Source organism: Klugiella xanthotipulae (assembly GCF_006716695.1).
In the GTDB taxonomy this organism is placed as follows: Bacteria; Actinomycetota; Actinomycetes; order Actinomycetales; family Microbacteriaceae; genus Klugiella; species Klugiella xanthotipulae.
Genome location: NZ_VFPN01000001.1, coordinates 1,022,441 through 1,047,129, shown reverse-complemented (window position 1 = coordinate 1,047,129; position 24,689 = coordinate 1,022,441). Strand labels below are relative to the sequence as shown.

The 24,689-nt window shown below is 61.7% G+C and carries 25 protein-coding genes and 2 tRNA genes; 15 read left to right on the top strand and 12 right to left on the bottom strand.

Translation table 11 applies throughout. The annotated features are described in order from the left end of the window. The first annotated feature begins 16 nt into the window (after nt 1-16). Complete coding sequence (pyrE, locus tag FB466_RS04705) at nt 17-580, top strand: orotate phosphoribosyltransferase (RefSeq protein WP_141916251.1); 564 nt, start codon at nt 17-19, stop codon at nt 578-580. A 28-nt stretch (nt 581-608) separates the two neighbouring features. Here pyrE and FB466_RS04700 read toward each other — a convergent pair whose 3' ends face one another. Further along, nucleotides 609-1,406: an HAD-IIA family hydrolase gene (locus tag FB466_RS04700; RefSeq protein WP_141916249.1), complete on the bottom strand. Its 798-nt coding sequence runs from the start codon at nt 1,404-1,406 to the stop codon at nt 609-611. Between the two features lie 246 nt (nt 1,407-1,652). Beyond that, complete coding sequence (locus FB466_RS04695) at nt 1,653-3,113, bottom strand: dicarboxylate/amino acid:cation symporter (RefSeq protein WP_141916247.1); 1,461 nt, start codon at nt 3,111-3,113, stop codon at nt 1,653-1,655. Nucleotides 3,114-3,333: 220 nt separating this feature from the next. On the opposite strand from FB466_RS04695, the gene FB466_RS04690 reads away from it, so the two are divergent. From FB466_RS04690 to FB466_RS13440, 4 genes are all read left to right on the top strand, one after another. After that, the gene (locus FB466_RS04690) at nt 3,334-4,908 is read left to right on the top strand and encodes an APC family permease (protein WP_141916245.1); all 1,575 of its coding nucleotides are present in this window, start codon (nt 3,334-3,336) and stop codon (nt 4,906-4,908) included. A 57-nt stretch (nt 4,909-4,965) separates the two neighbouring features. After that, nucleotides 4,966-6,255 carry a saccharopine dehydrogenase family protein gene (locus tag FB466_RS04685; protein ID WP_141916243.1) on the top strand — a complete coding sequence of 430 codons (1,290 nt, stop codon included), beginning with the start codon at nt 4,966-4,968 and terminating at the stop codon, nt 6,253-6,255. Between the two features lie 22 nt (nt 6,256-6,277). Then, entirely contained in the window at nt 6,278-6,520 is a 243-nt protein-coding gene (locus tag FB466_RS04680; protein WP_141916241.1) for a hypothetical protein, read from the top strand. A gap of 189 nt (nt 6,521-6,709) precedes the next feature. Then, the gene (locus FB466_RS13440) at nt 6,710-6,877 is read left to right on the top strand and encodes a hypothetical protein (protein WP_170206028.1); all 168 of its coding nucleotides are present in this window, start codon (nt 6,710-6,712) and stop codon (nt 6,875-6,877) included. Between the two features lie 50 nt (nt 6,878-6,927). On the opposite strand, the gene pgm is transcribed toward FB466_RS13440, so the two are convergent. Next, nucleotides 6,928-8,547 (bottom strand): phosphoglucomutase (alpha-D-glucose-1,6-bisphosphate-dependent), encoded by a 1,620-nt coding sequence (gene pgm / locus FB466_RS04675; protein ID WP_141916239.1) that lies wholly within the window; start codon nt 8,545-8,547, stop codon nt 6,928-6,930. A 52-nt stretch (nt 8,548-8,599) separates the two neighbouring features. On the opposite strand from pgm, the gene pheA reads away from it, so the two are divergent. Beyond that, nucleotides 8,600-9,565 carry a prephenate dehydratase gene (gene pheA, locus FB466_RS04670; protein WP_141916237.1) on the top strand — a complete coding sequence of 322 codons (966 nt, stop codon included), beginning with the start codon at nt 8,600-8,602 and terminating at the stop codon, nt 9,563-9,565. Here pheA and FB466_RS04665 read toward each other — a convergent pair. Beyond that, nucleotides 9,562-9,891, bottom strand: a complete 330-nt coding sequence (locus tag FB466_RS04665) for a hypothetical protein (protein ID WP_141916235.1) — start codon at nt 9,889-9,891, stop codon at nt 9,562-9,564. The genes pheA and FB466_RS04665 overlap by 4 nt on opposite strands. 53 nt (nt 9,892-9,944) lie before the next feature. On the opposite strand from FB466_RS04665, the gene FB466_RS04660 reads away from it, so the two are divergent. After that, nucleotides 9,945-10,694 (top strand): SDR family oxidoreductase, encoded by a 750-nt coding sequence (locus tag FB466_RS04660; RefSeq protein ID WP_141916233.1) that lies wholly within the window; start codon nt 9,945-9,947, stop codon nt 10,692-10,694. A 6-nt stretch (nt 10,695-10,700) separates the two neighbouring features. On the opposite strand, the gene FB466_RS04655 is transcribed toward FB466_RS04660, so the two are convergent. Then, on the bottom strand, nt 10,701-11,693 hold the full coding sequence (locus FB466_RS04655; RefSeq protein ID WP_141916231.1) for a diacylglycerol/lipid kinase family protein: 993 nt from the start codon (nt 11,691-11,693) through the stop codon (nt 10,701-10,703). A gap of 57 nt (nt 11,694-11,750) precedes the next feature. On the opposite strand from FB466_RS04655, the gene serS reads away from it, so the two are divergent. The 4 genes from serS (at nt 11,751) to FB466_RS04635 (ending at nt 14,872) form a co-directional block, all read left to right on the top strand. Continuing rightward, nucleotides 11,751-13,019, top strand: coding sequence for a serine--tRNA ligase (gene serS / locus FB466_RS04650; RefSeq protein WP_141916229.1), 1,269 nt, complete (start codon nt 11,751-11,753; stop codon nt 13,017-13,019). A gap of 1 nt (nt 13,020) precedes the next feature. Then, a complete protein-coding gene (locus FB466_RS04645; protein ID WP_141916227.1) occupies nt 13,021-13,821 on the top strand; it encodes an HAD family hydrolase in 801 nt (266 codons plus the stop codon). Nucleotides 13,822-13,940: 119 nt separating this feature from the next. Further along, nucleotides 13,941-14,025, top strand: a tRNA-Ser gene (locus tag FB466_RS04640). A 97-nt stretch (nt 14,026-14,122) separates the two neighbouring features. After that, nucleotides 14,123-14,872 carry a DUF3800 domain-containing protein gene (locus FB466_RS04635; protein ID WP_141916225.1) on the top strand — a complete coding sequence of 250 codons (750 nt, stop codon included), beginning with the start codon at nt 14,123-14,125 and terminating at the stop codon, nt 14,870-14,872. Between the two features lie 757 nt (nt 14,873-15,629). Here FB466_RS04635 and FB466_RS04630 read toward each other — a convergent pair. Beyond that, nucleotides 15,630-17,000: a hypothetical protein gene (locus tag FB466_RS04630; protein ID WP_141916223.1), complete on the bottom strand. Its 1,371-nt coding sequence runs from the start codon at nt 16,998-17,000 to the stop codon at nt 15,630-15,632. A gap of 277 nt (nt 17,001-17,277) precedes the next feature. On the opposite strand from FB466_RS04630, the gene FB466_RS04625 reads away from it, so the two are divergent. Both FB466_RS04625 and FB466_RS04620 read left to right on the top strand, forming a co-directional pair. Then, on the top strand, nt 17,278-18,597 hold the full coding sequence (locus FB466_RS04625) for an LCP family protein (RefSeq protein ID WP_246054522.1): 1,320 nt from the start codon (nt 17,278-17,280) through the stop codon (nt 18,595-18,597). Between the two features lie 98 nt (nt 18,598-18,695). Next, nucleotides 18,696-18,787, top strand: a tRNA-Ser gene (locus tag FB466_RS04620). Nucleotides 18,788-19,257: 470 nt separating this feature from the next. Here FB466_RS04620 and FB466_RS04615 read toward each other — a convergent pair. The 6 genes from FB466_RS04615 to FB466_RS04590 form a co-directional block, all read right to left on the bottom strand. Continuing rightward, on the bottom strand, nt 19,258-19,725 hold the full coding sequence (locus FB466_RS04615) for a hypothetical protein (RefSeq protein WP_246054521.1): 468 nt from the start codon (nt 19,723-19,725) through the stop codon (nt 19,258-19,260). Nucleotides 19,726-19,827: 102 nt separating this feature from the next. After that, complete coding sequence (locus FB466_RS04610; RefSeq protein ID WP_141916222.1) at nt 19,828-20,361, bottom strand: ankyrin repeat domain-containing protein; 534 nt, start codon at nt 20,359-20,361, stop codon at nt 19,828-19,830. Nucleotides 20,362-21,047: 686 nt separating this feature from the next. Beyond that, nucleotides 21,048-21,461, bottom strand: a complete 414-nt coding sequence (locus FB466_RS04605) for a hypothetical protein (protein WP_141916219.1) — start codon at nt 21,459-21,461, stop codon at nt 21,048-21,050. Between the two features lie 432 nt (nt 21,462-21,893). Then, nucleotides 21,894-22,157: a hypothetical protein gene (locus FB466_RS04600; protein WP_141916217.1), complete on the bottom strand. Its 264-nt coding sequence runs from the start codon at nt 22,155-22,157 to the stop codon at nt 21,894-21,896. Nucleotides 22,158-22,187: 30 nt separating this feature from the next. After that, nucleotides 22,188-22,676 (bottom strand): SMI1/KNR4 family protein, encoded by a 489-nt coding sequence (locus FB466_RS04595; protein WP_170206027.1) that lies wholly within the window; start codon nt 22,674-22,676, stop codon nt 22,188-22,190. 42 nt (nt 22,677-22,718) lie between these two features. After that, nucleotides 22,719-23,267 (bottom strand): GAD-like domain-containing protein, encoded by a 549-nt coding sequence (locus FB466_RS04590; RefSeq protein WP_141916214.1) that lies wholly within the window; start codon nt 23,265-23,267, stop codon nt 22,719-22,721. Between the two features lie 263 nt (nt 23,268-23,530). On the opposite strand from FB466_RS04590, the gene FB466_RS04585 reads away from it, so the two are divergent. Together FB466_RS04585 and FB466_RS04580 are read left to right on the top strand one after the other, a co-directional pair. Then, the gene (locus FB466_RS04585; protein WP_170206026.1) at nt 23,531-24,166 is read left to right on the top strand and encodes a GntR family transcriptional regulator; all 636 of its coding nucleotides are present in this window, start codon (nt 23,531-23,533) and stop codon (nt 24,164-24,166) included. After that, entirely contained in the window at nt 24,163-24,660 is a 498-nt protein-coding gene (locus FB466_RS04580) for an OsmC family protein (RefSeq protein WP_141916210.1), read from the top strand. Before FB466_RS04585 ends, FB466_RS04580 begins: the two co-directional genes overlap by 4 nt. Nucleotides 24,661-24,689: the final 29 nt, after the last annotated feature.

Here is a 24,689-nt window from a genome sequence, read left to right as displayed (position 1 = left end):
CTATAGGCTGGTTCCTATGAGTGACGCACGCGACAACCTGATCCAGTACATCCGTGATGAAGCCGTTTTTCACGGCGACTTCACGTTGACCAGTGGGAAGAAGGCCACCTACTACATTGATCTGCGTCGCGTGAGTCTCGATCACCGGGTCGCCCCCCTGATCGGTCAGGTGATGCTCGATCTCATCGCCGATATCCCGGATGTTGTTGCCGTGGGCGGTCTCACGATGGGTGCCGACCCCATCGCCTCTGCCATCCTGCACCAGGGTGCCACACGCGGTGCCGACTCGCATCAATACGATGCGTTTGTGGTGCGCAAGGAGCCCAAGGACCACGGTCGCGGCCGCCAGGTTGAGGGCCCCGATTTGGCGGGAAAGCGCGTGATCGTTGTGGAGGATACGTCCACAACGGGCGGCTCGCCGCTGAAGGCTATCGAGGCGCTTGAAAAGGTTGGTGCCATCGTCGCCGGTGTGGCGGTTGTCGTTGACCGTAATACGGATGCCCGCGCCCGCATCGAGGCTGCTGGCTACCCCTACTATGCCGCGATTGGTCTCGGAGACCTGGGTCTCGACCCACAGTAGTGCGGCTTGTGACCCGCCGGTCGGACCCCTACAACTCCGACTCCACCGGCTCGGTCGCCAGCAGGTCTGCCACGGAGCCCAGGATCTCATCCGGTCGGAACGGGTACTTCTTAATCTCGTCCTCGTCGCTGATCCCCGTCATCACGAGGATGGTGTGCAGCCCCGCCTCGATACCCGCGACGATGTCGGTGTCCATCCGGTCGCCGATCATGGCCGTGTTTTCGGAGTGCGCGCCGATGCGGTTGAGTGCCGAGCGGAACATCATGGGGTTGGGTTTGCCCACAACGTAGGGTTCCTTGCCGGTGGCCTTGGTGATGAGGGCCGAGATTGCGCCGGTTGCGGGTAGCGGGCCGTCTTTGCTGGGGCCGGTGGCGTCCGGGTTGGTGGAGATGAAGCGTGCGCCGTCGTTGATCAGGCGGATGGCCTTGGTGATTGCCTCGAACGAGTAGTTGCGGGTTTCCCCCACGACCACAAAGTCGGGGTTGGTTTCGGTCATCACGAAGCCAGCCTCGTGCAGGGCGGTGAGGATACCGGCCTCGCCGATCACAAACGCGGTACCGCCGGGCTGCTGAGACTTCAGGAACGCGGCGGTGGCGAGGGCAGACGTCCAGATTGACTCCTCGGGGACGTCCAGACCGGAGGCCTTGAGCCGTGCGCTCAGATCGCGTGCGGTGAAGATGGAGTTGTTGGTGAGTACCAGGAACGGATTGCCCTGGTCTTTCCACTGCTCGATGAGTTCGCGGGCCCCAGGGATGGCGTGGTTCTCGTGCACGAGAACCCCGTCCATGTCCGTCAGCCAGCACTCAACCTCGTTGCGTCGTTCCATGAAGACCTCCCGTGTTCCTGTTTCTCCAGGGTAGTGCACGGGTCTGACCGGGAACTTTGCGCGGAAGAAAGCATTCGGGGCACGCCAACAGTATGAGGGAGGTGCCAGGGGTGACTTAATTCACCCAGACAGAGTTAAAACTCGGTCTGGGTGAATTAAGTCACCCAATGTGCCGCGTTGGGCCCGCTTGCGCCGAGCGGGCCCAACGGTGACCCCGCTCGGCGCTACCGCCTGGGGCGCTACCGCCTAGACCGAGGTCCGTGTCTCGTCGTGTTCAGCCTTCCCTGCGGCCTCAACCTCCGCGTCGGTGAGGTCGTCACTGAACGGGTTGCCGTTACGCGGCGCGTTGTAGAGCGCCTCGTCAAGAATCCCCTCACGTTTGGCGACAATCGTGGGGACAAGCGCCTGGCCCGCCACGTTGACGGCGGTGCGGCCCATATCGAGGATTGCGTCCACCGCCAGCAGCAGCCCCACACCCTCCAGTGGCAGGCCCACGGTTGTGAGGGTGAGGGTGAGCATCACGATGGCCCCGGTCGTCCCGGCGGTCGCGGCCGAGCCCACAACCGACACGAGCACAATCAGGAGGTATTGCAGGATCGACAGTTCGATTCCGTAGAACTGGGCCACAAAAATGGCGGCGATGGCCGGATAGATGGCGGCGCAGCCATCCATCTTGGTGGTCGCACCGAGGGGCACGGCAAACGCCGAGTACTCGCGGGGTACGCCGAGGTTGCGCTCGGTGACACGCTGGGTGAGCGGCAGGGTGCCGATGGAGGAGCGGCTGACAAATGCGAGCTGCACAGCGGGCCATACACCCGAGAAATACTGCTTCACCGAGAGCCCGTGGCTGCGCACCAGGATCGGATAGACCACGCAGAGCACGAGGGCGAGGCCCACATAGATGGCCGCGACAAACCAGGCGAGCGAGCCGATGGTATCCCACCCGTACGTGGCGACCGCGTTGCCGATCAGGGCGAGCGTACCGAGGGGGGCAATGCGGATGATCCACCAGAGTACCTTCTGGATCACCACGAGCGCCGACTCGTTCAGCGAGAGGAACGGCTCGGCCTTCGCGCCCACCTTGAGGGCGGCGATGCCGACGGCCACGGCGATCACGATGATCTGGAGCACGTTGAAGCTCACGGCGCTTGTGGCCGACACGGCGTCCCCCTCCACCGCTACCGTTGTGTTGACACCGGCACCCAGAAAGTTGCTCGGGATGAGACCGACCAGGAAGTCCCACCAGGTACCCACCCGGTAGGGGTCACCCGCGGTGAGTTCGCCGTGGCTCGCGTGATTTCCGGGCTGCATAATCACGCCGAGCCCGATGCCAATACTCACCGAGATCAGGGCGGTGATACCAAACCACAGGATCGTCTGGCCGGCCAGACGTGCGGCGTTCGTCACCTGGCGCAGGTTACTGATGCTCGACACGATGGCCGTGAAGATGAGGGGTACCACCGCAGCTTTCAGCAGCGACACGTAGGAGCCGCCGATGGTGGATAGCGTGGCCGTGAGGCCGTTGGGGTTGCCCTCGCCGTCCAGCCCGATGCCGCGAGCAATCACGCCCACCACCACGCCGAGCACCAGGGCGGCGGTGATCTGCACGCCGAAGGACTTTACCCACTTCGGGAGGCGCGAGGCGGGTATGGCCGGGGGGCCATCCGCTCCCTGCCCGGGGGTGAGTGTGCTGGTAGTTGTGCTCATGATGACCTCTTCGTTGACCTGGCTGTGGCGGTTGTGTCGGTTGTGTCGGTTAGAGAGTAGGGGCTACCACTGACATCCGAGCGAAGATGACCGGATATTACGGCCGCCCTCAGACTCAACCGGTGAGAAATCCCGCAGAAATTTTCGTTGCTATTGGGCGACAAGTGGTTACGATCAATTCACGGGAACGCTGTTGTTCCCGTTGATCGGGGGGTCAACGATGTCTACGCAGGGAAAACACGCCGCACCAGGTACACCGCCAGCGTCGCCGTTACCGGGCGCGCGGGCGGGTAAGGGTCTCGCCGCGGGCACGCTGGGGCTGTGGGGCTCCACCGTCATTGGTCTGGCCTCCACGGCTCCCGTCTACTCGCTCGCCGCCACCCTCGGCTTCGTGGTCTTGGCTGTTGGCGCGCAGGCGCCCATCGCATTTGTTCTCGCGTTCATCCCGATGCTGCTCGTGGCGTTTGCCTATCGTGAGCTCAACAACGCTGTGCCCGATTGTGGCACCACCTTCACCTGGAGTACCAAGGCGTTTGGCCCGTGGGTGGGGTGGATGGGCGGCTGGGGTGTCGCCATCGCCGGCATGGTCGTCCTCGCCAACCTCGCGCAGATTGGTGGTAAGTACTTCTGGCTGCTAATCAACGCGGACCTGGCCGAGAACACCGCCGTCGTCACCGCGACGGGCGTGGTCTTTATCGCCCTGATGACCTACATCAGCTACCGCGGTATGGAGATTGGCGAGAGGATACAGAACGTGCTGCTGGCCATCCAGTACATCGCGATTGTGCTCTTTGTGGTGTTTGCGTTCGTCTCCGTGTTCACGGGTACCGCACCCGAGGGGGCCACAATGCCGGAGTGGAGCTGGTTCAACCCGTTCGCGTTTGAATCGTTCTCGGCGTTCAACCAGGCGATCCTGCTCGCGCTCTTTATTTACTGGGGGTGGGATACCTGCCTCGCCCTCAACGAAGAGACGAAGAACCCAGAGAAGACCCCGGGGCGCGCGGCTGTGCTGTCCACGGTTATCCTGCTTGTCACGTATGTGGGGGTCGCGGTGGCCGCGATGGCCTACTCGGGGCTGGGCTCGGGCGCGCTCGGGCTGGGCAATGAGGCTAACGCTGATGATGTGTTCTTTGTGGTGAAAGACGCGCTCTTTGGCCCGTGGGCCTGGCTGCTCGTGGTGGCCGTGATGATCTCGGCGGTGTCCTCCACACAGACGACCATTCTGCCGACCGCGCGGGGCACCCTCGCGATGGCCGCCTACCGGGCGTTGCCGAAGCGGTTCGCCAGCGTGCATCCGCGCTACCAGACGCCCGGCTTTGCCACGTTTGTGATGGGGAGCGTTGCCATCGTCTTCTACGTGGGGATGACCCTCATCAGCGAGAATATTCTGGAGGACACCATCCTCTCGCTGGGCCTGGCGATTGCGTTCTACTACGCGATTACGAGCTACGCCTGTGTCTGGTATTTCCGTCACGACCTGTTCACCTCGTTCCGCAACGCGCTCTTCCGCTTCCTCTTCCCGCTGCTCGGGGGTCTCATCTTGACCGGGGCTTTTGTCTTCTCGGTGATCGACATGAGCCAGCCCGATTACGGGTACACCGTGATCTTGGGCATCGGTGGGGTGTTTGTGGTGGGTGTTGGTTCGCTCGCTCTCGGTGCCGTGCTGATGGTCGTGTGGGCGTTCTTCCCGGGTAGTAAACCGTTCTTCCGGGGCGAGAGCCTCAACCGGGAGACCGAGGTGCTGGTACCCGATAGCGATCAGGTGACTATCCGGTCGGTTGACGGCGGGATGTAAGCCAATGGATACCGCGTACCTCACTATTCACACACAACGAAACGGAGAACCTGGGCCATGAAAATCCTTCTGGTGGGAGCCGGCGGAGTCGGCGATGCGATTGCCAAGATTGCCGCGCAGCGCTCGTTTTACGAGTCCATCATCATTTCCGATTACGACGAGTCGCGTGCCCGGCGCACCCGCGATTGGATCGTGGCCCGGCATGGTGAGCATGTGGGAGCGCGCTTCTCGACCGCGCAGATTGACGCGAGTAACTCGGAGGCGGTTGCGGCGCTCGTGCGCGACCTCGCCGTCACCCACGTGATGAACGCGGTGGAGCCCAAGTTTGTTGAGTCCATCTTTGCCGGGGCGCGGGCGGCGGGTGCCGACTACCTGGACATGGCGATGAGTCTCAGTCACCCGCATCCCGAGCACCCGCACACGCAGACGGGGATCAAGCTCGGTGATGCGCAGTTTGCGGAGGCCCAGCAGTGGGAGGCCGAGGGTCGCCTCGCCCTCGTGGGTATGGGCGTCGAGCCCGGGATGTCGGATGTCTTCGCCCGCTATGCCGTCGATCACCTGTTCAGCGAGGTGGAGGAGCTGGGCACGCGCGACGGGGCCAACCTGGTGGTGACGGATGAGGAGGGTAACGAAATCTTCGCGCCCTCCTTCAGTATCTGGACCACGATTGAGGAGTGCCTGAACCCGCCCGTGATCTGGGAGCAGGCCCGCGGGTGGTACACCACCGAACCGTTTAGTGAGCCCGAGGTGTTCACCTTTCCGGCGGGCATCGGCCCGGTGGAGTGCGTCAACGTAGAGCACGAGGAGGTACTGCTCATGCCACGCTGGCTTTCGGCCAAGCGGGTCACGTTTAAGTACGGCCTGGGTGCGGAGTTCATCGGCGTGCTGCGCACCCTCAACCTGCTGGGCCTCGACTCGGTTAAGCCTGTGCGTGTGCGCAGTGCCAACGGCCCGGTGGAGGTCGTGCCCCGGGATGTGGTGGCGGCCTCTCTGCCCGATCCGGCCCAGATCGGGCCCCGGATGACCGGCAAGACTTGCGCCGGAGTGTGGGTGACGGGGTGGGGTCTGGACGGCCAGCCGCGTGAGGTGTACCTCTACCACGTCAGCGATAACGCGTGGACGATGGCCGAGTACAACACCCAGTGCGTCGTCTGGCAGACGGCGCTCAACCCCGTGATTGCGCTGGAGCTGCTGGCGACCGGGGTGTGGGCGGGTGCCGGGGTGCGCGGCCCGGAGTCCTTCGACGCGAAGCCCTTCCTCGACCTGATGGCCCTGCCGGTGGAGGATGGTGGTTACGGCCAGGCCTGGGGGCTGGAGGAACGTGAGCCGTCGGTCGGGGTGCGGTAGGGCGGCGCGGTACAGTCGCAGGGTGAGTGGTAACCGAGAGACCCGGCGGGTGCGGCCCGGTGTGCGCGGGGTATCCCGGCTACGGGTCGCCGCAACGATTGTTGCGTTCATCCTGGTGGTCGGCAGTCTCGGGACGGTTGTGGCCGCCGCTCTCGTCCCGGATGCGGATGTTCGGATACCGTTGGGCGTCACCGCAAGTGTTGCCCTGGTGCTCGGCCTGGCCCTCGGCGTTGGCGCGGTGCTGGTACGCCGTTCCGATTCATGAACACCAGCGAGGAACCGGTCGGTCTCCTCACAATAAACGCGCCGCGGCCCCGCTCGTTGTCGAGTGCCGACGTCGAGATCGTCAAACTTTTTACGCAGATCGTCCAGACCGTCAATCTTGTGTGTAAAGCCATAGATGATGTAGACGACTATGCTCAGGTAGTCTTCCCGAAAGATCGGAGATGCACTCATGAAACCTGATCCTCAGCACGATGCGATGATGCCCCAGTGGCGAGTTGAGATTCAGAACGACAGGGTGGCGTATTTAAATGCGGCACATGAGCGCCGCGAAAAACTCGCGCAGAAGCGCGAGGCCGCGGCCAACCGGCGAGGGTTGCGGCTGATTCCGCACCGGTAATGTGGCGGGCGAGCGGGGCGCGCAACCCACCGTCGGGCGGTAGCCCGCAGCTACTCCCCGAGCGCCGCGTCCACGATCCGTCGTGCCTCGACCTGCACCTCGCGGAGGTGCTCCGCACCCACAAACGACTCGGCGTAGATTTTGTACACGTCCTCCGTGCCGCTGGGCCGGGCGGCAAACCAGGCGCGGTCGGTGACCACCTTGAGGCCGCCGATGGCCGCGCCGTTACCGGGGGCCTCGCTGAGCGCTGCCGTAATGGGGTCACCGGCAAGCTCGGTGGCCGTGATTGCGGTGCTGGTCAGGCGGCCGAGGGCGGCCTTCTGGGCGGGGGTGGCCGCGGCATCCACCCGCTCGTAGACGGGCGAACCGAAGCGTTCGGTGAGTTCGTGGTACAGCGCCGAGGGGGTTTTCCCCGTCACCGCAATGATCTCGGCGGCGAGGAGGGCGAGCAGGATGCCGTCCTTGTCGGTCGTCCAGACGGTGCCGTCGGTGCGCAGGAAGCTGGCGCCGGCGCTCTCCTCGCCGCCAAAGGCGACCGAGCCATCCAGGAGACCGTCCACAAACCACTTGAAGCCCACGGGTACCTCGCGCAGTTCACGGCCGAGCGACTCGGTTACCCGGTCGATCATGCTCGACGAGACAAGGGTCTTTCCCACGGCGGCATCGGCGCGCCACTTCGGGCGGTTCTGGTAGAGGTAGTTGATTGCGACGGCGAGGTAGTGGTTGGGGTTCATCAGCCCGGCATCCGGGGTGACGATGCCGTGCCGGTCGGCATCCGCATCGTTGCCGGTCACCACGTCGTAGTCGTTGCGGTGCACCAGCACGGAGGACATGGCGTGGGGGGAGGAGGGGTCCATTCGGATCTTGCCGTCCCAGTCGAGCGTCATGAACGGCCACCGTGGGTCAACGCCCGGTCCGAGTACCGTGAGGTGCAGATTGTAGCGCTCCGCGATGGCCGACCAGTAGGCCACGCTGGCACCGCCGAGCGGGTCGGCACCGATGCGCACCCCGGCATCCCGGATCGCGGCCACGTTGATGATGTTCTCGAGGTCGCCCACGTAGTTTTCGAGATAGTCGTAGTAGCCCACGTTGAGCGCGAGCGCCCGCTTTACCCCGGTGAGGCCGCCCTCGATCAGTTCGTTGGCGCGCGCCGCAATCCAGCCCGTCGCGTCGCTATCGGCGGGGCCGCCGTGGGGCGGGTTGTACTTGAATCCGCCGTCCTGGGGCGGGTTGTGGCTGGGGGTGATGATGATGCCGTCGGCCAGGTCGTCGGTGCGGCCGCGGTTGTGGCTGAGGATAGCGTGGCTGAGCGCCGGCGTGGGCACGTACTCGTCCTCGGCGCTCGCGAGCACGGTGACGCCGTTGCCGGCCAGTACGCTGAGTGCGGTCTGCTCGGCGGGCTCGCTCAGTGCGTGGGTGTCGCGCCCGATAAAGAGCGGCCCCGTGATGCCCTGGCTCGCCCGATACTCCACGATTGCCTGGGTGATTGCGAGAATGTGGTCCTCATTGAATGAGCCAGTGAGGGAGGTGCCGCGGTGGCCGGATGTGCCAAACACGACGCGCTGGGCGGGGTTGGCGGGGTCGGGGTGGATGCTGCTGTAGGCGTCCAGGAGGGCCTCAACATTGACGAGGTCCTCGGCGGTGGCAAGGGTTCCGGCGCGATCATGCATACACCACAGTCTGACATCTGGCGGCGCGCTTGTCCTCCACTAGGCTCAAGACATGTCAGATTCCCGCGACAATTCTGCTGCCCGCCGCACGTACAGCTACCTGGGTCCGGCCGGAACGTTTACCGAGGCCGCGCTCGCCCAGGTGCCCGAGGCGGTCGGTCAGAACTGGCATTCCGTCAATAACGTGGGTGAGGCGCTGGATGATGTTGTCAGTGGCCGCAGCGACGCTGCCGTGATCGCGATTGAGAACTCGGTGGAGGGTGGGGTGTCGGCCACGCAGGATGCCCTCGCCAACATCCCGGGTATCCGCATCGTGGGGGAGTATCTGGTTCCCGTGAACTTTGTGCTCGTGGCCCGGCCGGGCACCACGCTGGACCAGGTGCGGGTGGTGAACGCGCATCCGGTGGCCTACGGCCAGTGTCACCTGTGGCTTGACGCCACGCTGCCCAGCCACGAGCACATCCCGGCCAGTTCCAATGTGGCCGCGGCCTCCACCCTCTTTAACGGGTCGATTGCGGATGCTGCGATTGCACCGCCCAATATTGTGCACCACTATGATGTGGAGCTGCTGGCCGAGAACGTGGGGGACAACCCCAACGCGGTCACGCGTTTTGTGCTCGTGAGCCGCACGGTGCCGGTGCAGGGGCGGACGGGGAGCGACAAGACGAGCCTGATTGTGGAGCTGCCGTCGGACGAGTCGGGCACGCTGCTGAGTATGCTGGAGCAGTTTTCTACCCGGGGTGTGAACCTCAGCCTGATCCAGTCCCGGCCCATCGGGGATGCCCTGGGCCGGTACCGCTTTGTGATTGACGCCGACGGTCACATTCTTGATGAGCGGGTCGCCGACGCCGTGCTCGGCGTCAAACGGTTCAGTCCCAACGTGATCTTTCTGGGCTCCTATCCGCGCGCCGATAAGCTGCAGATTACACACGAGAACCGCTACAGCAACGAGGTTTTTGTGGAGGCCCGCGACTGGCTGCGCGGTCTCATCGCGGGGGAGCCGGAGACCGACTCCTAGGCGATCATCCCGTCGTTCTGCGACGGTTCCCACAGTTCCACAACCTCAGCGCGGGAAAATTGCACAACGGCGTGCCGCCCAAACGCGTCGTGAACAACCGAACGGACGATGGCGGCACCGCCGTCGAGGGACGCGCGAAAGACCTCCTGGATGTCGGCGCACACCAGCAGCAGCGTCGCCTCCTGTGTGCAGTGACTCAGGGCGGGGGCGGCGAAGACACCGTCAACGAGGCGCGCCCCGGTTCCGCTGCCACGGCAGACCACAATAATTCGCTTCGAGAGAATTTGCCCCCCACCGGGCGGGTCTCCCGGGGCCAGCCCGGGCATCCGTTGTACCCTAAAACCCAAGTACCGTGCTCTAACGCGGTGGTGGGGGACACATGAGAGTCACAGTATTGGGAGGCACCGGTCGGATTGGCCGTCGTGTCGCCATCCGCGCGGCCGAGATGGGCCACCACGTTACGGTTCTTGCCCGGCATGAGCCCCGCGAGGCACTGCCCAAGGGCATCGGCATGATGTCGGGTTCGTCGAGTAATCGCGCCGAGTTGCGCACGGCCCTCGCCGGGGCGCACGTCGTCTTTGATCTCACGGATGCCGTGAAACACCCTCAGCGCCTCGTTGCCGGGGCGCGCGCTGTCACCGACACGATTGAGAGTCTCGGTCAGACCACGCACGTGGTGGTGCTGTCGATTCTCAACGCCGACACCTCGAACTGGTCGTATTACGCGGCCAAGGAGGCCCAGGCGGATGTCTACACACGGGCGTCCTTCCCGTCCAGCGTGCTGATCTGTACCCAGTTTCACTCGTTCCTGGACATGATTTTCTCTCGAGCCCGGGGCCTTGGCGTGATTCTGGCTCCCTCGGGCACGTCGTTTCAATCGGTCGATGAGGATGAGGTGGCCGACGAGTTGTGCACCGCGCTCTCGCCGGATCCGCGCGCGGCCCCGTGGGTGATGCGCGGCCCCGAGACCCTCACCGGACGGGAGGCGGCCGAGCGGTTTAAACGCACGACGCGCAGCCGACGGATGATCGTGGGGTTCCGCCTCCCCGGTAAAATCGGCGCGTTTTTCCGCACCGGTTTTAACCTGACATCCGAGGGTAAGCGCGGGTATCGGCTCTACCGGCCGTAGGTGCCGCTACGCGCCGCTCCCCGGACTCACCCGCACCACCAGCGCTCCCGGGTCTACGCCCCCGTGCACGGCCACCGCCGTGCCAAACTCGTCCCCGTCGAGCTGGACCTCTTCCGGCTGCTCAAGCGATAGGTCAAACCGCTTGCCTGTGAGGTAGGTCACCGATTTGGTGTCGTTGGTGAGGTCGATAATCTTGCGTCCCGTTTTCGTTTTGCGCAGTACGCCGTTCTCCCAGCCGATTGTGCGCCAGATTTTTAGCCAGGAGAACCAGCCCTGGGGGCGCAGTGCAACAAAGTCGAGCAGGCCGTCATCGGGTTTGGCCTCCGGGATCAGCAGCACCCCTCCGGGCATCAGCCCGCAGTTGCCGATCATGATGCTGTAGGCCGAGAGCACGCCTCGTGGGCGGTCGTCAAAGCGGTACTTCACGCGCAGTGGCTTCTGCTCGATGATCGCCCGGATTCCGCCGTCCACGTAGGCCAGCCAGCCCACCCGCTTCTTCAGTTTGGACTGCGTGGCCTTGATCGCGGCGGCATCGAGGCCCACCCCGGCCAGCACGAGGAAGACGTGCTCGGTGCTGTCCCCGTTCTCGCGCACAACCGTCATGATGCCCAGGTCGAGTGGTCGGTTAACGCCCGTGAACACCCGTGCCGCGGAGTCTGTGAGGTCACCGAGGGGGATGTCGATGTTGCGGGCCAGTAGGTTGCCGGTTCCCTGCGGCACGAGTCCGAGGGGAATCCCCGTGCCGCGGAGCGCCTCGGCGACGGCGCGCACCGTGCCGTCGCCGCCGACCGCGACGACGACATCCGCCCCCGCCTCGATGGCGTGACGGGTCTGCGTTTGACCGGCGTCCGCCGCCGTGGTCTCGTACCAGAGGGTCTCGGCCCAGCCGGATTGGCGCTGCTGGGTGGTGAAGGCTTCGCGCAGGGCTGTGACATCCACCTTGTGTGGGTGGTAAATGACGGCAGCGCGTGGGTACTGCGACGAAGATTTTTCTCCCATAGCTGCTTACGCTACGTTATCCGCAGCCGCCGTGGTGCTCGGGTTAGACTGAGTTCCGTGATTGATCCGGTTCTGCTTCGCGAAAATCCTGACGCCCTCAAGCTTTCTCAGCGCGCCCGCGGTGATGCCGAGTCCCTGGTGGATGATGCCCTGGCGGCCGATTCTGTCCGGCGCGCGGCGATCACCTCGTTTGAGGCTCTTCGCGCCGAGCAGAACGCGTTTGGTAAGCGCGTTGCCCAGGCCGCACCCGACGACAAGAAGGCCCTCGTGGCCGAGGTGCAGCAGCTCGCGGCGCAGGTGCGTGCGGCGGGGGTGGCGGCCACCGAGGCGGAGCAGGCGTTTACCGCGGCGGCCACTCGCATTGCGAACCCGATTATCCCCGGCGTTCCCTCCGGCGGCGAGGAAAACTTTGTCACACTGCGCGAGGTGGGTGAGGTTCCCTCGTTCGATTTTGAGCCGCGCGATCACCTCGAAATTGGTGAGTTGCTCGGCGCGATTGACATGGGTCGCGGTGCCAAGGTGAGCGGAGCGCGCTTCTACTTTCTGCGCGGCATCGGGGCCAGGCTGGAGCTGGCCCTGATGAATATGGCTCTCGACCGTGCGCTCGCCGCCGGGTTCATCCCGCTCATCACGCCCACTCTGGTGAAGCCCGAGATCATGGCAGGCACGGGTTTTCTCGGTGAGCATGCCGATGAGGTGTACCGCCTGGCGGAGGACGACCTGTACCTTACCGGTACGAGCGAGGTGGCCCTGGCCGGGTACCACGCGGACGAGATTCTTGACCTCACGGAGGGGCCCATCCGTTACGCCGGATGGTCTACCTGCTACCGGCGCGAGGCGGGCTCGCACGGTAAAGATACCCGCGGCATCCTGCGGGTGCACCAGTTCAACAAGCTCGAAATGTTTGTCTACACCACGCCAGAGGAGGCCGAGGCTGAGCATGACCGTCTCGTCGCCTGGCAGGAGGCGATGTTGCGCTCGCTGGGCCTCAGCTATCGTGTGATTGACGTGGCTGCAGGTGACCTCGGATCGAGCGCGGCCCGCAAGTTCGACATTGAGGCGTGGGTGCCCACACAGGGTGCCTTCCGCGAGCTCACCTCCACGAGTAACTGCACCACGTTCCAGGCGCGCCGCCTGGACACCCGCTTCCGTACCGAGAGCGGTAAAACCGCGCCGGTGGCAACCCTGAACGGAACGCTCGCAACCACGCGCTGGTTGGTGGCCATCCTGGAGACCCACCAGCGGGCAGACGGCTCGGTCACGGTCCCCGAGGCGCTGCGCCCGTACCTGGGTGGGCTTGAGCTTCTTGTGCCCGGTGCCGTCTAGTATGGCCGTCCGCAGGCTTATCGCCCTCGACGTTGACGGCACCATCCTGCATGGTGACGGTCGCATCGCGGGCCCGGTGCGCGAGGCCGTTGCCAGGGTTGTCTCCGCCGGTCACGAGGTCACCATTGCCACGGGCCGTTCGGTGGATGCCACGCTCCCGGTGGTCCGCGACCTCGGCCTGGACCCCGAGTACATTGTGTGCTCCAACGGGGCCATCGTGTTGCAGCGCGATGCGATGTCTGCAGGTGGGTATCGTCGTCAGTTTGTCGAGACGTTCGACCCCGCAGCGATCCTTACCCGCGTGCGCCCGCACCTCCTCAACGCGCGCTACGCCGTGGAGGACGAGACGGGTTTCTACCGCTACACCGAGGCGTTTCCGGATGCGACCTTTGGCGGGCAGGGTAAGCGGGTCCCGTTCGAGGAGTTGCTGCACGCGCAGGCTACGCGCGTGGTGGTGGTCTCACCCGATCACCGGCTAGAGGATTTCCTCCAGGTCGTCGAGCGGATGGGCCTGAGCCAGGTCAGCTACGCCATCGGCTGGACGGCGTGGCTCGATATCGCGCCGGAGGGTGTCAACAAGGCAACCGCACTGGAACGCGTGGCGAGTCTTCTGGGCATCGCCGACGGCGACGTGGTGGCGGTCGGTGACGGGCGTAACGATATCGAGATGCTGCAGTGGGCGGGTCGCCGAGGTGTTGCCGCCGCGATGGGCCAGGCACCACCGGACGTGCAGGCCGCCGGGAACCGCGTGGTGGGCTCAATTGACGAGGACGGGCTCGCGGAGCTGCTCAATAGCCTGTAGGCGAGACAACTCCCCGCCCCCGGATGTTGCGACGCTGACCGGTGGTGCACGGCGAATCCACGGCCCGGATTTTTCCGGTAGACTCCTTCCTTGTGTTTACCCCGATGCGGGGTAACGCTGGAGGGCTGTCCGAGTGGCCGAAGGAGCTAGTCTTGAAAACTAGTAGGCGGAAACGTCTCGTGGGTTCGAATCCCACGCTCTCCGCGGAATAGATACCCTTGATTTTCCCGGAACTGCGGGGGAATCAAGGGTATTTTTATTTAAGGTCAGGGATGTAATAGCTTCATGCCATGATGAGAACATGTTGTTTGCTTTTGTTGACGAAACGGGCGACCGTGGCGTTGGGCCGAAGTCTTCGGAGTTTTTTGCCATGGCCGCTGTCGTTGTGCATGAAGAACAACGGGCTGAATTAGCTCAGGCCATAGCGCGGATCAAAACCGCATTCACTATCCCACCCGCGACGCCACTGCACTGGGTCAAGCACTGCAAAACTTACTCGCGACGTCACCTGGTCACTCGGGAGCTTGCTAAAGTCCCAGGAGTCTGCGTCAACTACGTAGTGTTCCAGAAAGCGGGCATCCCCAGCAAGGCCACGATCCTGGAGGATGGCGTCAAGTTTTACAATTATGTCGCCGGCATCATGATGGAGAGGCTCCTCCTGACGGCAGAATGTTGGCCCGGGGGCAAGCAAAAAATTCAGGTTCAGTTCGGGCACGTCAAGGGATTCGATCACGAAGTCACCCTTAACTACTTTCGGCTAAAGACGAGGGTGCCGTCGGGCTATGCTGATTGGGCGTTGCTTGAGCGGCATCCACGGTTTGCCGATATGAGCTTGAACTCCGGGCTTCAGGCTGCAGACCAGTACGCGGGCATCCTCAAAGTAGCGATCTGTGGAGATAGCTACGGCGGCTTTGAGGCCGTGCACCTGCTATCGCTACGTAATCAGATCCGACGGGCAGGAGACGGCCGCTCGTGGGGCTACGGGTTCAAGGTCATGGGGAGGGTTGACTTCGGCGCTCTCTATGATTGGTGGCCCGAAGGGGGGCTTTAAAGAAATCGAAGACCCGGGGCACCTCATCTGAACGGTGTCAGAAGGACTTGGCAGCAAGTCTGGTGTTGTCCCCGTGGTCTTGATTTCGACTACAGGTTAACACAGGGGGGAACATTTATCAATGTGAGATATGCAAATTATTCACAGGTTTGATGGGCCATATTGTCCAGTAAATTCGCGGAACTTACTGAAGTTATCCACAGGGTTCATGTGGCAGTCCGCCTCGACCGCGAGGCCCCATAGGCCAGCGTCGAACTGGTGCATGTGCGGGGTGGGTATGGTCGGTCACGCGTCTATCGTAGGCGGGGCACCTGATGCTACGCCCTGATTGTGGACACGGGCTCCGTGAGGGCGGTGTCTGTGGAAAAACCATCAGCACATCTTGATCGTTGCAACTGCCCGAGGTAGTAGAGCAGCGATCACAGCAGCGGTTTTCATCATGGGTTGATCATTGTCAGGGCCATCAGGGGGCAACGAGCGCTCTGCCCACAATTAATCGAATAAGCACCTGATTATTGCGCCTCACCCTGAGTGAGTGAGGCGGTGGTTTCCGCGGCACTAAGTTGATCCCTCGCCGTGCGGTGTGACTGTAGATGGGGTCGAATCCCACGCCCTCCGCACGTACGTATCAGGTGATACCGGGGCGGCATCACCTGCCCGGTGCCTGAGCGGAACGAGTGACTCCGTCCGTTCCACGTACCCCCGGCCGGAAGAAGTAGGTCCTCCCAGCCGGGGGGCTACGGATCTCTGCGTGAGACTACGCCCGGTGCACGCCGGTGACGTCGCGGAGGAGGCCCTCGCGGCCATCCTCGTGGCGTAGGAGCAGGGCGTGTCCGCGGTCTTCGACGGCGAGGATCCAGACGCCGGGGGTGGCCACAAAGACCAACCCGCCTGTGGCCTCGTCGATCACGTCGCGCGCGTCGGGGACGGCGATCCAGAAGGAGTCGTACACCACCTCGGCAATGACAACGTCCTCGGGGGTGGCCTCGAAGGCTCCCTCGGCGGCGAGTAGGTCGTTGGGGGCGGTGGCCACGCCCTCCGCTTCTCCTCCGCCCAATTGCCGACTGTCGATCTCAATCGGACCGTCGGCCACGCCGGGAATCTCCCCCCGGTCCACGCCCGCCAGGGAACCCAGCCCGATGCCCAGATTAGCCGGGTTGATGCTGTCGGTCGAGGCTGGGTCAGCTTCGGGCAGTACTCCCGGTGAGAGTGGGGCTGGCGGGATATCCTCCACCGACTTGTCAGAGTCGCCAAACTGCCGGACCTCGTCAATCGGGGGTGCCGACACCAGATACCCGTCGAAGCCATCCGGGTGCTCGGAAAGGGCCTCAGATGCGGCTGGTTCCACCACCCCGGGCGCATCAACGATACTGTCCTCTGGGATACTTCCATCCTGTTCTGCGGAGGCCGGGTCTAGCCCGCCCGAGGATCCCGTGTCGGTGCGCGGGGCGGTGGGGGAGGGACCGGCCGAGGGGAGCTCGAAGTCGAGACTGCCCGTCGTGGTGCCAACTCCCACCCGCATGGCGGGGCGGGCCATCGGGTGAGCGGGGGCCTCCGCGCGGCTGATAAATTCACCACGAAAGAAGGGGATCCGGTACGCACCCGTGGTGAGCGCGACGCTGATGAGAGACAGGCCGAGGCCGCTGAAAAGCCCGGCTCCGGTGGTGGTCAGCGTGGCGGCCGGGAGCGAGATGGTCAACAGGAACATTGTGGTGAGGTAGGTGATGCTCAGGACCACGGAGGCCACCGAGGCGTACTGGTCGATGGAGAGCGAGCCGACGCGCCAGTGTGTCTCGGGCATCAGGCGGCGCAGAGCGATCAGGACGGAGGTGATTGCCGGGAAGACGGCGAAGATGGCGATCAGGACAATCTGCATCCCCGGTGCCGTCCAGGCGTTGTAGCCCACGGTGATGCCGGAGCCGGAAACGCTCAGGATGGGGAGAAATGAGTTCAAGATAAAGAGCACACCCATGCCCAGGAGAAGGTACTCGCGCAGGTTGAAGGGCCCAATAATCGTGGCGGGGGTGGGTTCCGCCACGCCCACCAGGGTGCCCCGTGCGGTGGCTGGCCCACGGGTTTTAGCCGAGGAGCTGGCTGAACGACCCGATTGGGACTTCTTTGCTGACATGATGCTGTTAGGCCTTTCACTCCGACACATTGTGTGGCGGCTGGCACCACTCTACCCGCATCAATCCGGGAAATTAGTCGGTGAGGCCGCGGGATGACCCACCACAAATACCGGTCAAAAAACCGGTTTTCCCTTCCGGCTGCCCGTCACATCCGGGTGAAGCGTGTGGTGTATATCCCGCGACTTCACAGTGTTTTCTCTGATCAATCAGTAAACTGGGTAGGACGTGTGCTCCCGGATGGGGGGAGCCGCAGAGAATGTCAGAGCCCGCCATTCGGTGACTATTGTTACCGAACGTGCGGGAAAATATCCTTTCAGTTTGGTGGTGGTGATGTCGGCTTCGTCGAAGCGCGCGTCGGGTAGTACGGGTGGCACGGCCGTCCGACACGGGCGTCAAAAGCGTTCGGTGTGGTGGGTGAACGGTCTGAAGGTGCTGGCCGCTGGGGTCACCGTTGTCGCCGTCAGTGGGGCGTCGGTTGTGAGCTACGCCACGTGGGTTGTTGCTGACAGCCTTAAACCCTCCGTCAACCTGGTCACCGGCGACGGCAAACCCCCGGTGGTTAACGGTGTGGGGGCAATGAAGGGGGCTATCAACATCTTCCTGGCGGGCACCGATGGCCGCACCGGCGAGTTTGAGGCCGAGAATGCTGGCGGCGGGGCCCGTAACGATGTCAATATGTTGCTGTCCGTGTCGGCAGATCATAAGACCGCTACCGTGACGAGTTTTCCGCGTGACCTAATGATTCCCATCCCCTCGTGCCCGAGTGAAGACGGCACCCCCAACTACTACCCTGAAATGAACGAGCAGCCCCTCAATGTGGCCCTCGACTACGGTGGGCTCGCCTGTGCGGTGCTCACCATCCAGGAACTTACGGGTATTGAGATCGGCTACGCCGGCATGATCGACTTTCAGGGCGTTATCGGGATGACCAACGCCGTCGGTGGCGTGCCCGTGTGCGTGTCCCAGGACATCAACGACCCCTACACGGGGCTGTCTCTCACCAAGGGTATGCACACTCTTCAGGGCATGGATGCGCTCATGTTCCTCCGCTCGCGGCACGGTATTGGCGATGGTGGGGATATGAGCCGTATCAGTAGCCAGCAGGCCTTCCTGTCGAGCCTGGTCCGTGAGATGAAGGCAGCCGATACCCTGACCAACCCCACCCGGCTCTTCGCGCTCGCGAAATCCACGACCGAGAGTCTCACGCTCTCCACGAGTCTCAACTCGATTCCGGCGCTGCTCTCCGTCGCGGCGACCGTGAAGGATATCGACGTCAACAAGATCAACTTTGTGCAGTATCCGGTAAAAACGCACCCCTATAACCCCAATAAGGTGGCGCCGGACTATCCCGCAGCCGAGTCTCTGATTGCCGCGATCAAGAGTGGCACCGCCTTTAACGTAACCGGTGGTACCGGCCCTGCGACGGAGGTTGAGGGTGCTGACAGCACCGCCACAACACCGACCACGGCACCGACCACGGATGGGGCTGTTCCTGATCCCGCCGCGACCACCCCGGCTGTGCCGGGCACAATTGATCTACCGCAGAACGTGAAGGGTCAAAGCGCCGACGAGGTCACGTGCACGGCCGGTCGCTAGCTGAGATCATCCCGAGAATGTGGCCGTAAAAACACCTCGGTTCGTCAGATCGGCGGGGATTCGTTATGATGGTCGTTGTGCGTTCTTCTGAGCGTGCTGGAGACGTCGCATAGTCAGGCCTAGTGCACCACCCTGCTAAGGTGGAGTCCTCGTAAGGGGACCGAGAGTTCAAATCTCTCCGTCTCCGCCAGCGTGAAGGCCCCGACTCTCCTAGGAAACACTAGGGAGGCGGGGCTTTTTCGTATCCGATGAAACGTCAGCAGCAACCCGGGGTAACGGGATATCTGCGAATGCGCCACGCAAAGCGCGGTGCGGGGATATCTCCTGGGAGTGGCTACGTGGCGTAATTCTGTCGATTCACAGAGCACGGCTGCCAGTCATCTTCGCCGCTCTCCAAGACCAAGGAGGGTTTTCTGATGTCCACAACAACGCCCACCTGGTTGACGAATGATTCGATGCCGCCGTTGTCAACGAGGTCACGACCTACGATATTCACAAACCCGACGACACGGGTCAGCTATAGATAGTTATTGAACCAGACGAACAGAACGGCTAGCCTCCCTACACGCTACGAAAGTGCCCTCATCTTTGCGCCCTCATCTAAACGAGTCATGGTATTTGAATAATCTATTTCTTTTACTAAATCTATTCATAATAGTTTTACAGTTCAAGTTCCCGAAGCACATACAAACCAGACACCTTATCGGTGAGGAAGTAGTCGTAGAACACCTCAGCCGCTTCATCAGCGGTAAACACTTCATTGGAGTAGACCTGAGTGCGGTCTTGTTCCCTCTGGCCCCACGAGATCACCTCGGTCGGAGCCTCAGCGTGCTCGTTGAGTGGTTTGCCAACGACATACTGACGAAACACGCCCTCAGACGTTTCAAGGCGGACTTCAACCGTCATCGCCGCCGCAGCCCCGGCACACTGCATATACGTCTCAGAAAGCGGAATATCTTCCAAGAGATCCGCACCTTCTGGTGTGCGCCACAGGCTATACGACCAAGCAGACGAACCGTCCAAGCGATTGAGGGAATACCGGATTTGGTCTGGATACGGGCGCACGGTATCAATCAGCGGACCACGACTGACCCCATCAAGTTGCCTTATGTGGGTGCGCTCAGTCACGATGCTTGCCTCAGAGAAACACTGATAATACTCGCCCGCCGAGGCTTCCTCGCCACGCGTGTGCCACGGGACACCTGAATGCCACCCGCATCCCTCATCAACTCATTTGGCTTCATACTCAACAGCTTCCTCAATTCGTCGCAACAACTCAGGTTTCAGATCTTGTCGGTCTCGAGCGCGAACGAGCGGAGGAAAACCCGCCCTATTTGGTGTTTCAAACCCCGTGATGCCGTGGGAGAAAACGATGTCGTAAATGGGTATCCAGTCTTCGTCACCGTGGGGAAGAATAAGCAGAGCGTCAAGAAGACCGTCACCCCGGCGTGAGCGTGCATTTACGTCCGCTCCGGCATCAATCAGGCGCTGTACAAGTTGCGTTGTCGCTGTTGCGTCATGATGCTGCCGAGTAAGTAAAATTCTGAGCGCAGGCTCTCCCTGCCCAGAGTAGAAGTCTGCTTGTGCGCCACAGTCAAGGAGCAGGTTAGCTATTGCATAGCGCTCCTCCGGTTCGGTATTCGAAAGAGCCATCCCGAGTAGCGTATCCCCGTATGGATCAACGGTGTTTACCTGATCGGGGGAAAATATCTCACGAAACTGCTCAGCAGTTCCAATCTTCGCTGTGACACCTAAACTAGCCATGGTATAAGTATTCCTTATCGATTATAGCTTTACTATTCAAGTGCTTGGCGGGTGCTGAGGTGTCTCCTGCTGTATCGCTGCTGTCGAGACCGCCACGTGAGCACCCCTGCCCATTGCGGCTGATGTTCTCGCCGCATTCTTCGCAGGTCTCCAAGAAGGAGGTCCTCGGAACTTCCGGAGGTGCTAGTTTGCGTTTGCGAAACGGCTCAACACGTTGGCGATACTCTCCTTGTGTCAGCCTGCTCCAATCATCCCTTTGCGAATGACGAATCTCGTTTCCCCTCGTTGGAGGCCACTGACAGCTTGTACCCACCGAAGCCACCCCCAACCTTGACGTTCGATCAGAGTCGATTGGAATAGCTAGTGCCGAAGCGACATCAATCTCTCCCGCTGACGTAACGGCAAACACAATAATCTCTTGTTCGCAGAATTGTGCAACTGCGTAATTCGGTATCGGTGACCCAAACGTCAACCCCGTCTTGAGTTGCACGGCCGTGTTGGGCTGAGGAGTAAAGCCAAGTTCTTAGCCGCTGATTCAAAGTCTGTATTCTTTAGAAGCGCCATGCGCGAATTGCACAGCACGCGAGCCGGAGTGTCTCTCCATAGGTGAAGTCCCTCTGCCAACTCTGTGCCTCGCCAACACTCATCGACCATACGCCGATCTGACGTGCAATAGCAGGAGTTGTTCAGCTCTGGTTCTTGTGCTGGATCTCTTCGTACAACCGATCGGTCTCAGCCCGCTGCGCTGCGACCGTTACGACCGTTGTGGGATTCACGGGCTGGAACGTGTCTACCAGGCCTGCAATCCCGTCAGTGGTCATCCGATAGGCGCGCAGGCCACCGCCTTGATCACGAGCCATTCCGCTTGGCCAGACATCAGCCTGTGCGCCAGTGACCCCGATACGCCACCCTCGTTGCTCAAGCGCTTCACGCACCACACACAATGCCTCAAACGCGTCTGCGGCTTCTGCTGCGGTCGGCTCGAACGCCTGCGAAGTAATGTCAACCGCCCAGCGAGCACCTTCGCGCCACCACGAAACCTTTGCCTCATGAACTGCATCGCCGTTGAGTACCTGAATTATCTGAGGGCTCTGAATCATACGCTTTCAACCTTCGCGGACACAAGAGAAATCGCGACTTCGGCGCAGATCTCATTTTTAAAAGTAAGGGGTGGCACGAGTCATCGGAGCGTGAACTGATTCCACTCCGAAACCGTCAGTAACGCTTACAACAACTTTATAGTAATCAATCATAAATATTTCATCTATTTTACGACACAGCCAAAAGGGCATGATCCCAAGGCTCCGAGTATTTTACCTGTGGTAACCCACGCTTATGACCGCTGCTGGCTGATGTTTCCGGCTGGTAATGGCCTTGACCAGTGTGTTCGTCTCGGAATTTCCTACGGGGAATATCACGATCTTGAGCAGAACGCTGGGCCTGCTTGACCACGCATCGCAACCGCAATATCACCGTTCAGCTTATTGTCGTAGGCAGATCACTCCTGAGACCGTTGCGCTACGCTGTTTCCGCTAGGCCGGGATGCCTCGATTCCACCCCGGTTTCTGAATGAGCCTTTCATCCTCATCGCGCAGATGACACCGCTCCACGAGCGAGCGCGCCTGTTCAGGATCGGCAAGAAATGTCTGAAACTCAGACCTGTCTAGCCTGTAAAACTCTTCGTAGTCTACGATCCCGTTGGAGACGGGAATTGACAAATAGAAAATCTGACTGCCTAGCTCTTCTCCGAGCGAAAACCGATGCTCTATCGACACGTAGCGGTCTTGCAACCTCATCTGCTCCTCTTGTGAGATCTTCTGCATGGCTTATTCCTGCATCTTAATAATGCGGCGTTTTGTGTGGTCGATTATACTCACGAAAAAATGGCTAAAAGTCTCAAACGTATCAATGAGTTCACCCTCGGCTACCCAGTACACCTGACTTTCGGAAACGCCGCCGCCGCCGATCTTCATAAGAAAAATGTCTACGTCCTCAAGGGTGGCTGCAATTGGCAAAAGGTTCTCTGGCGACCAACCGAGATCCTCCAGAAGTTCTGGCATAGCTTCAAATGCCTCACATGCGGAGTCTCTCAGCGGCCCAGAAACAAGCTCTGTGGTAGTCAATAGAGAAACACTCTGATGAAATCCCTTCCACCCACCTGCAAACGTCAAGAAGTTCCGATACTCATGGTCAAACGTAATGTGGAGGGCTCGCTCCGCAGTAGCTATGGCTTCTTCAGATGCCGCGACCTCGGGAAGATGATAAGGAAAGATTCCCTCCGGGTCCCCTGCAGCGAGGGCCTGTTTCGTGGCCACCAGCTCGACAATAGGTGGCCGCCAATCTGCAAAACTGATCATTCAGTGCCCAATCACGCCCTGCAGATCCACCGCAACCTGAATCGAAGCGATCGTGTCACGCTTCTTCAGGTTCTCGACCTTCGCTTTGCCACCCATCGAGGGCAGGGGCACGAAGATAAACGACTCATCAAACGACAGTTCCCCGTGAGTGGCGACTGCCTCAGGGAAGATATCCGCTTTAAATCGCCCTAACAGCATCTCATCCTCAACCAGCCGGAGAAGCCCACGCACCTCACTGGTTATCCCTACGGTGTCACCGAGCCGGTAGAGGATGCCGATAAAGCCTTGCTGACTGGGCTCCCAGGTGATTAGATCTCCCAGCCCAGTGACCATGATCGCAACGCCGTCACCCTGGGTCTTGCCGATACAGTCACCGACTTCCGCTTCATACTTTTTCGGATCAATAATCCGAATGAATCCTTCAGCGAAGGTACCGTATCCGTACCGCTCCCATACCCCACTCAGTTCATCGGGAACCCGGCCTCGGTATTCCTCGATAATCTCGGACGGTACCGGAGCGTGGGGGACAAAATCAGCGAGTTCAATCATTGATGTATTTTACGGTAGCGTGTATAAGTTTACGATCTAATACGTCAGGTATTAGTTTTTTTCGTCTGAGCAGTTAACTCTACTTCACGGAGTTTGGAGAAATTGACCGAGAAGGCACGCAAAGTTTATCTCCACCCCTGCCTCAGGCTGGCCGCCACGATCGTCAGCACTCCCCGGAAGTAGTCATCAACGGGGGAAGGCTTTTTCTGCCCGAGCAAAATCAATGCATTCATTACTTCACAACGTATGCAATGATGGGATGTGTGACGGTGTACGAAGACTTGCGAGATCTGATCGTGTCGGGTGAGCTGGATGCGCACGAGCGCACGAGCGAACTCTCCCTCGCCGAGCGGCTGGGGGTGAGTCGCACGCCGGTGCGGGAGGCGCTACAGCGCCTGGACGGTGATGGTCTCGTCTATGCGCAGGGGCGCGGCGTGCGGGTGCGCCGCCAGGCCCCGCACGAGCTGGCTCTGATCTACGATGCGCGCGCGGCCCTGGAGGGTCACGCTGTCGAGCAGGCCGCCCATCGGCAGGCGCGGGGCCTGCTCCTGCCCGCGGCCCTGGACTCCCTCGATGAGTTGGCCGACGACGTGGATGCTGAGACCCGCGCCGGTCGTCTGGGCGCGGCCATCCGCCTCAACAAGAGCTTTCACCTGGGTGTGGCAGCACTGGCCCACAACCCCGTGATTGTGGGTCTACTCACCGGGCTATGGGATCAGATCCTGGTCTCCACCCGGCAGAACCTGGGCGAGACGGCCCGAGTGGAATCTGTGGCGGCGGAACATCGCGATATTCTCCGTTTGGTGCGGGCCGGGGACGGGGCCGGTGCTCGGTCGGCGACCGTCGCGCACATCGCCCGCACTCGGCTCGTCATCCGCTCTGAGGAGGGCGCACTGTGACCCAGCACACCTACACACTCGACCTCCTCTGGACCGGTAACCGGGGTACAGGCACCTCCGGGTATCGCGCTTATAGCCGCAACCATGACCTCACCGCTCCGGGTGCCGGTGTGATTGCAGGTTCGGCTGACCCGGCCTTCCGGGGGGATCCGGCGCGCTGGAATCCCGAGCAACTTCTTCTCGCCTCGGTGGCCCAGTGCCACATGCTCTGGTACCTGCACCTCGCGTCGGTGGCGGGGGTTGTGGTCACGGGCTATGCGGACCATCCGGAGGGCGTGATGGTTGAGGAGAGCAACGGTGCAGGCCAGTTTAGCGAGGTCACGCTGAACCCGGTCGTCCGCGTGGCCACCGCGGAGCAGGTTGAGCGTGCGCGGGAGCTCCACGGGCGCGTGGGCGAGGTCTGCTTTATTGCCCGTTCGGTGAACTTTCCCATTCGGCATCGGGTGACGGTGGAGGTTGGCGGCGGAGAAGCCCACCGTGCTGAATCCCCGTAGCCTGCTGTCTCCTCTCATCTCGCAGAAAT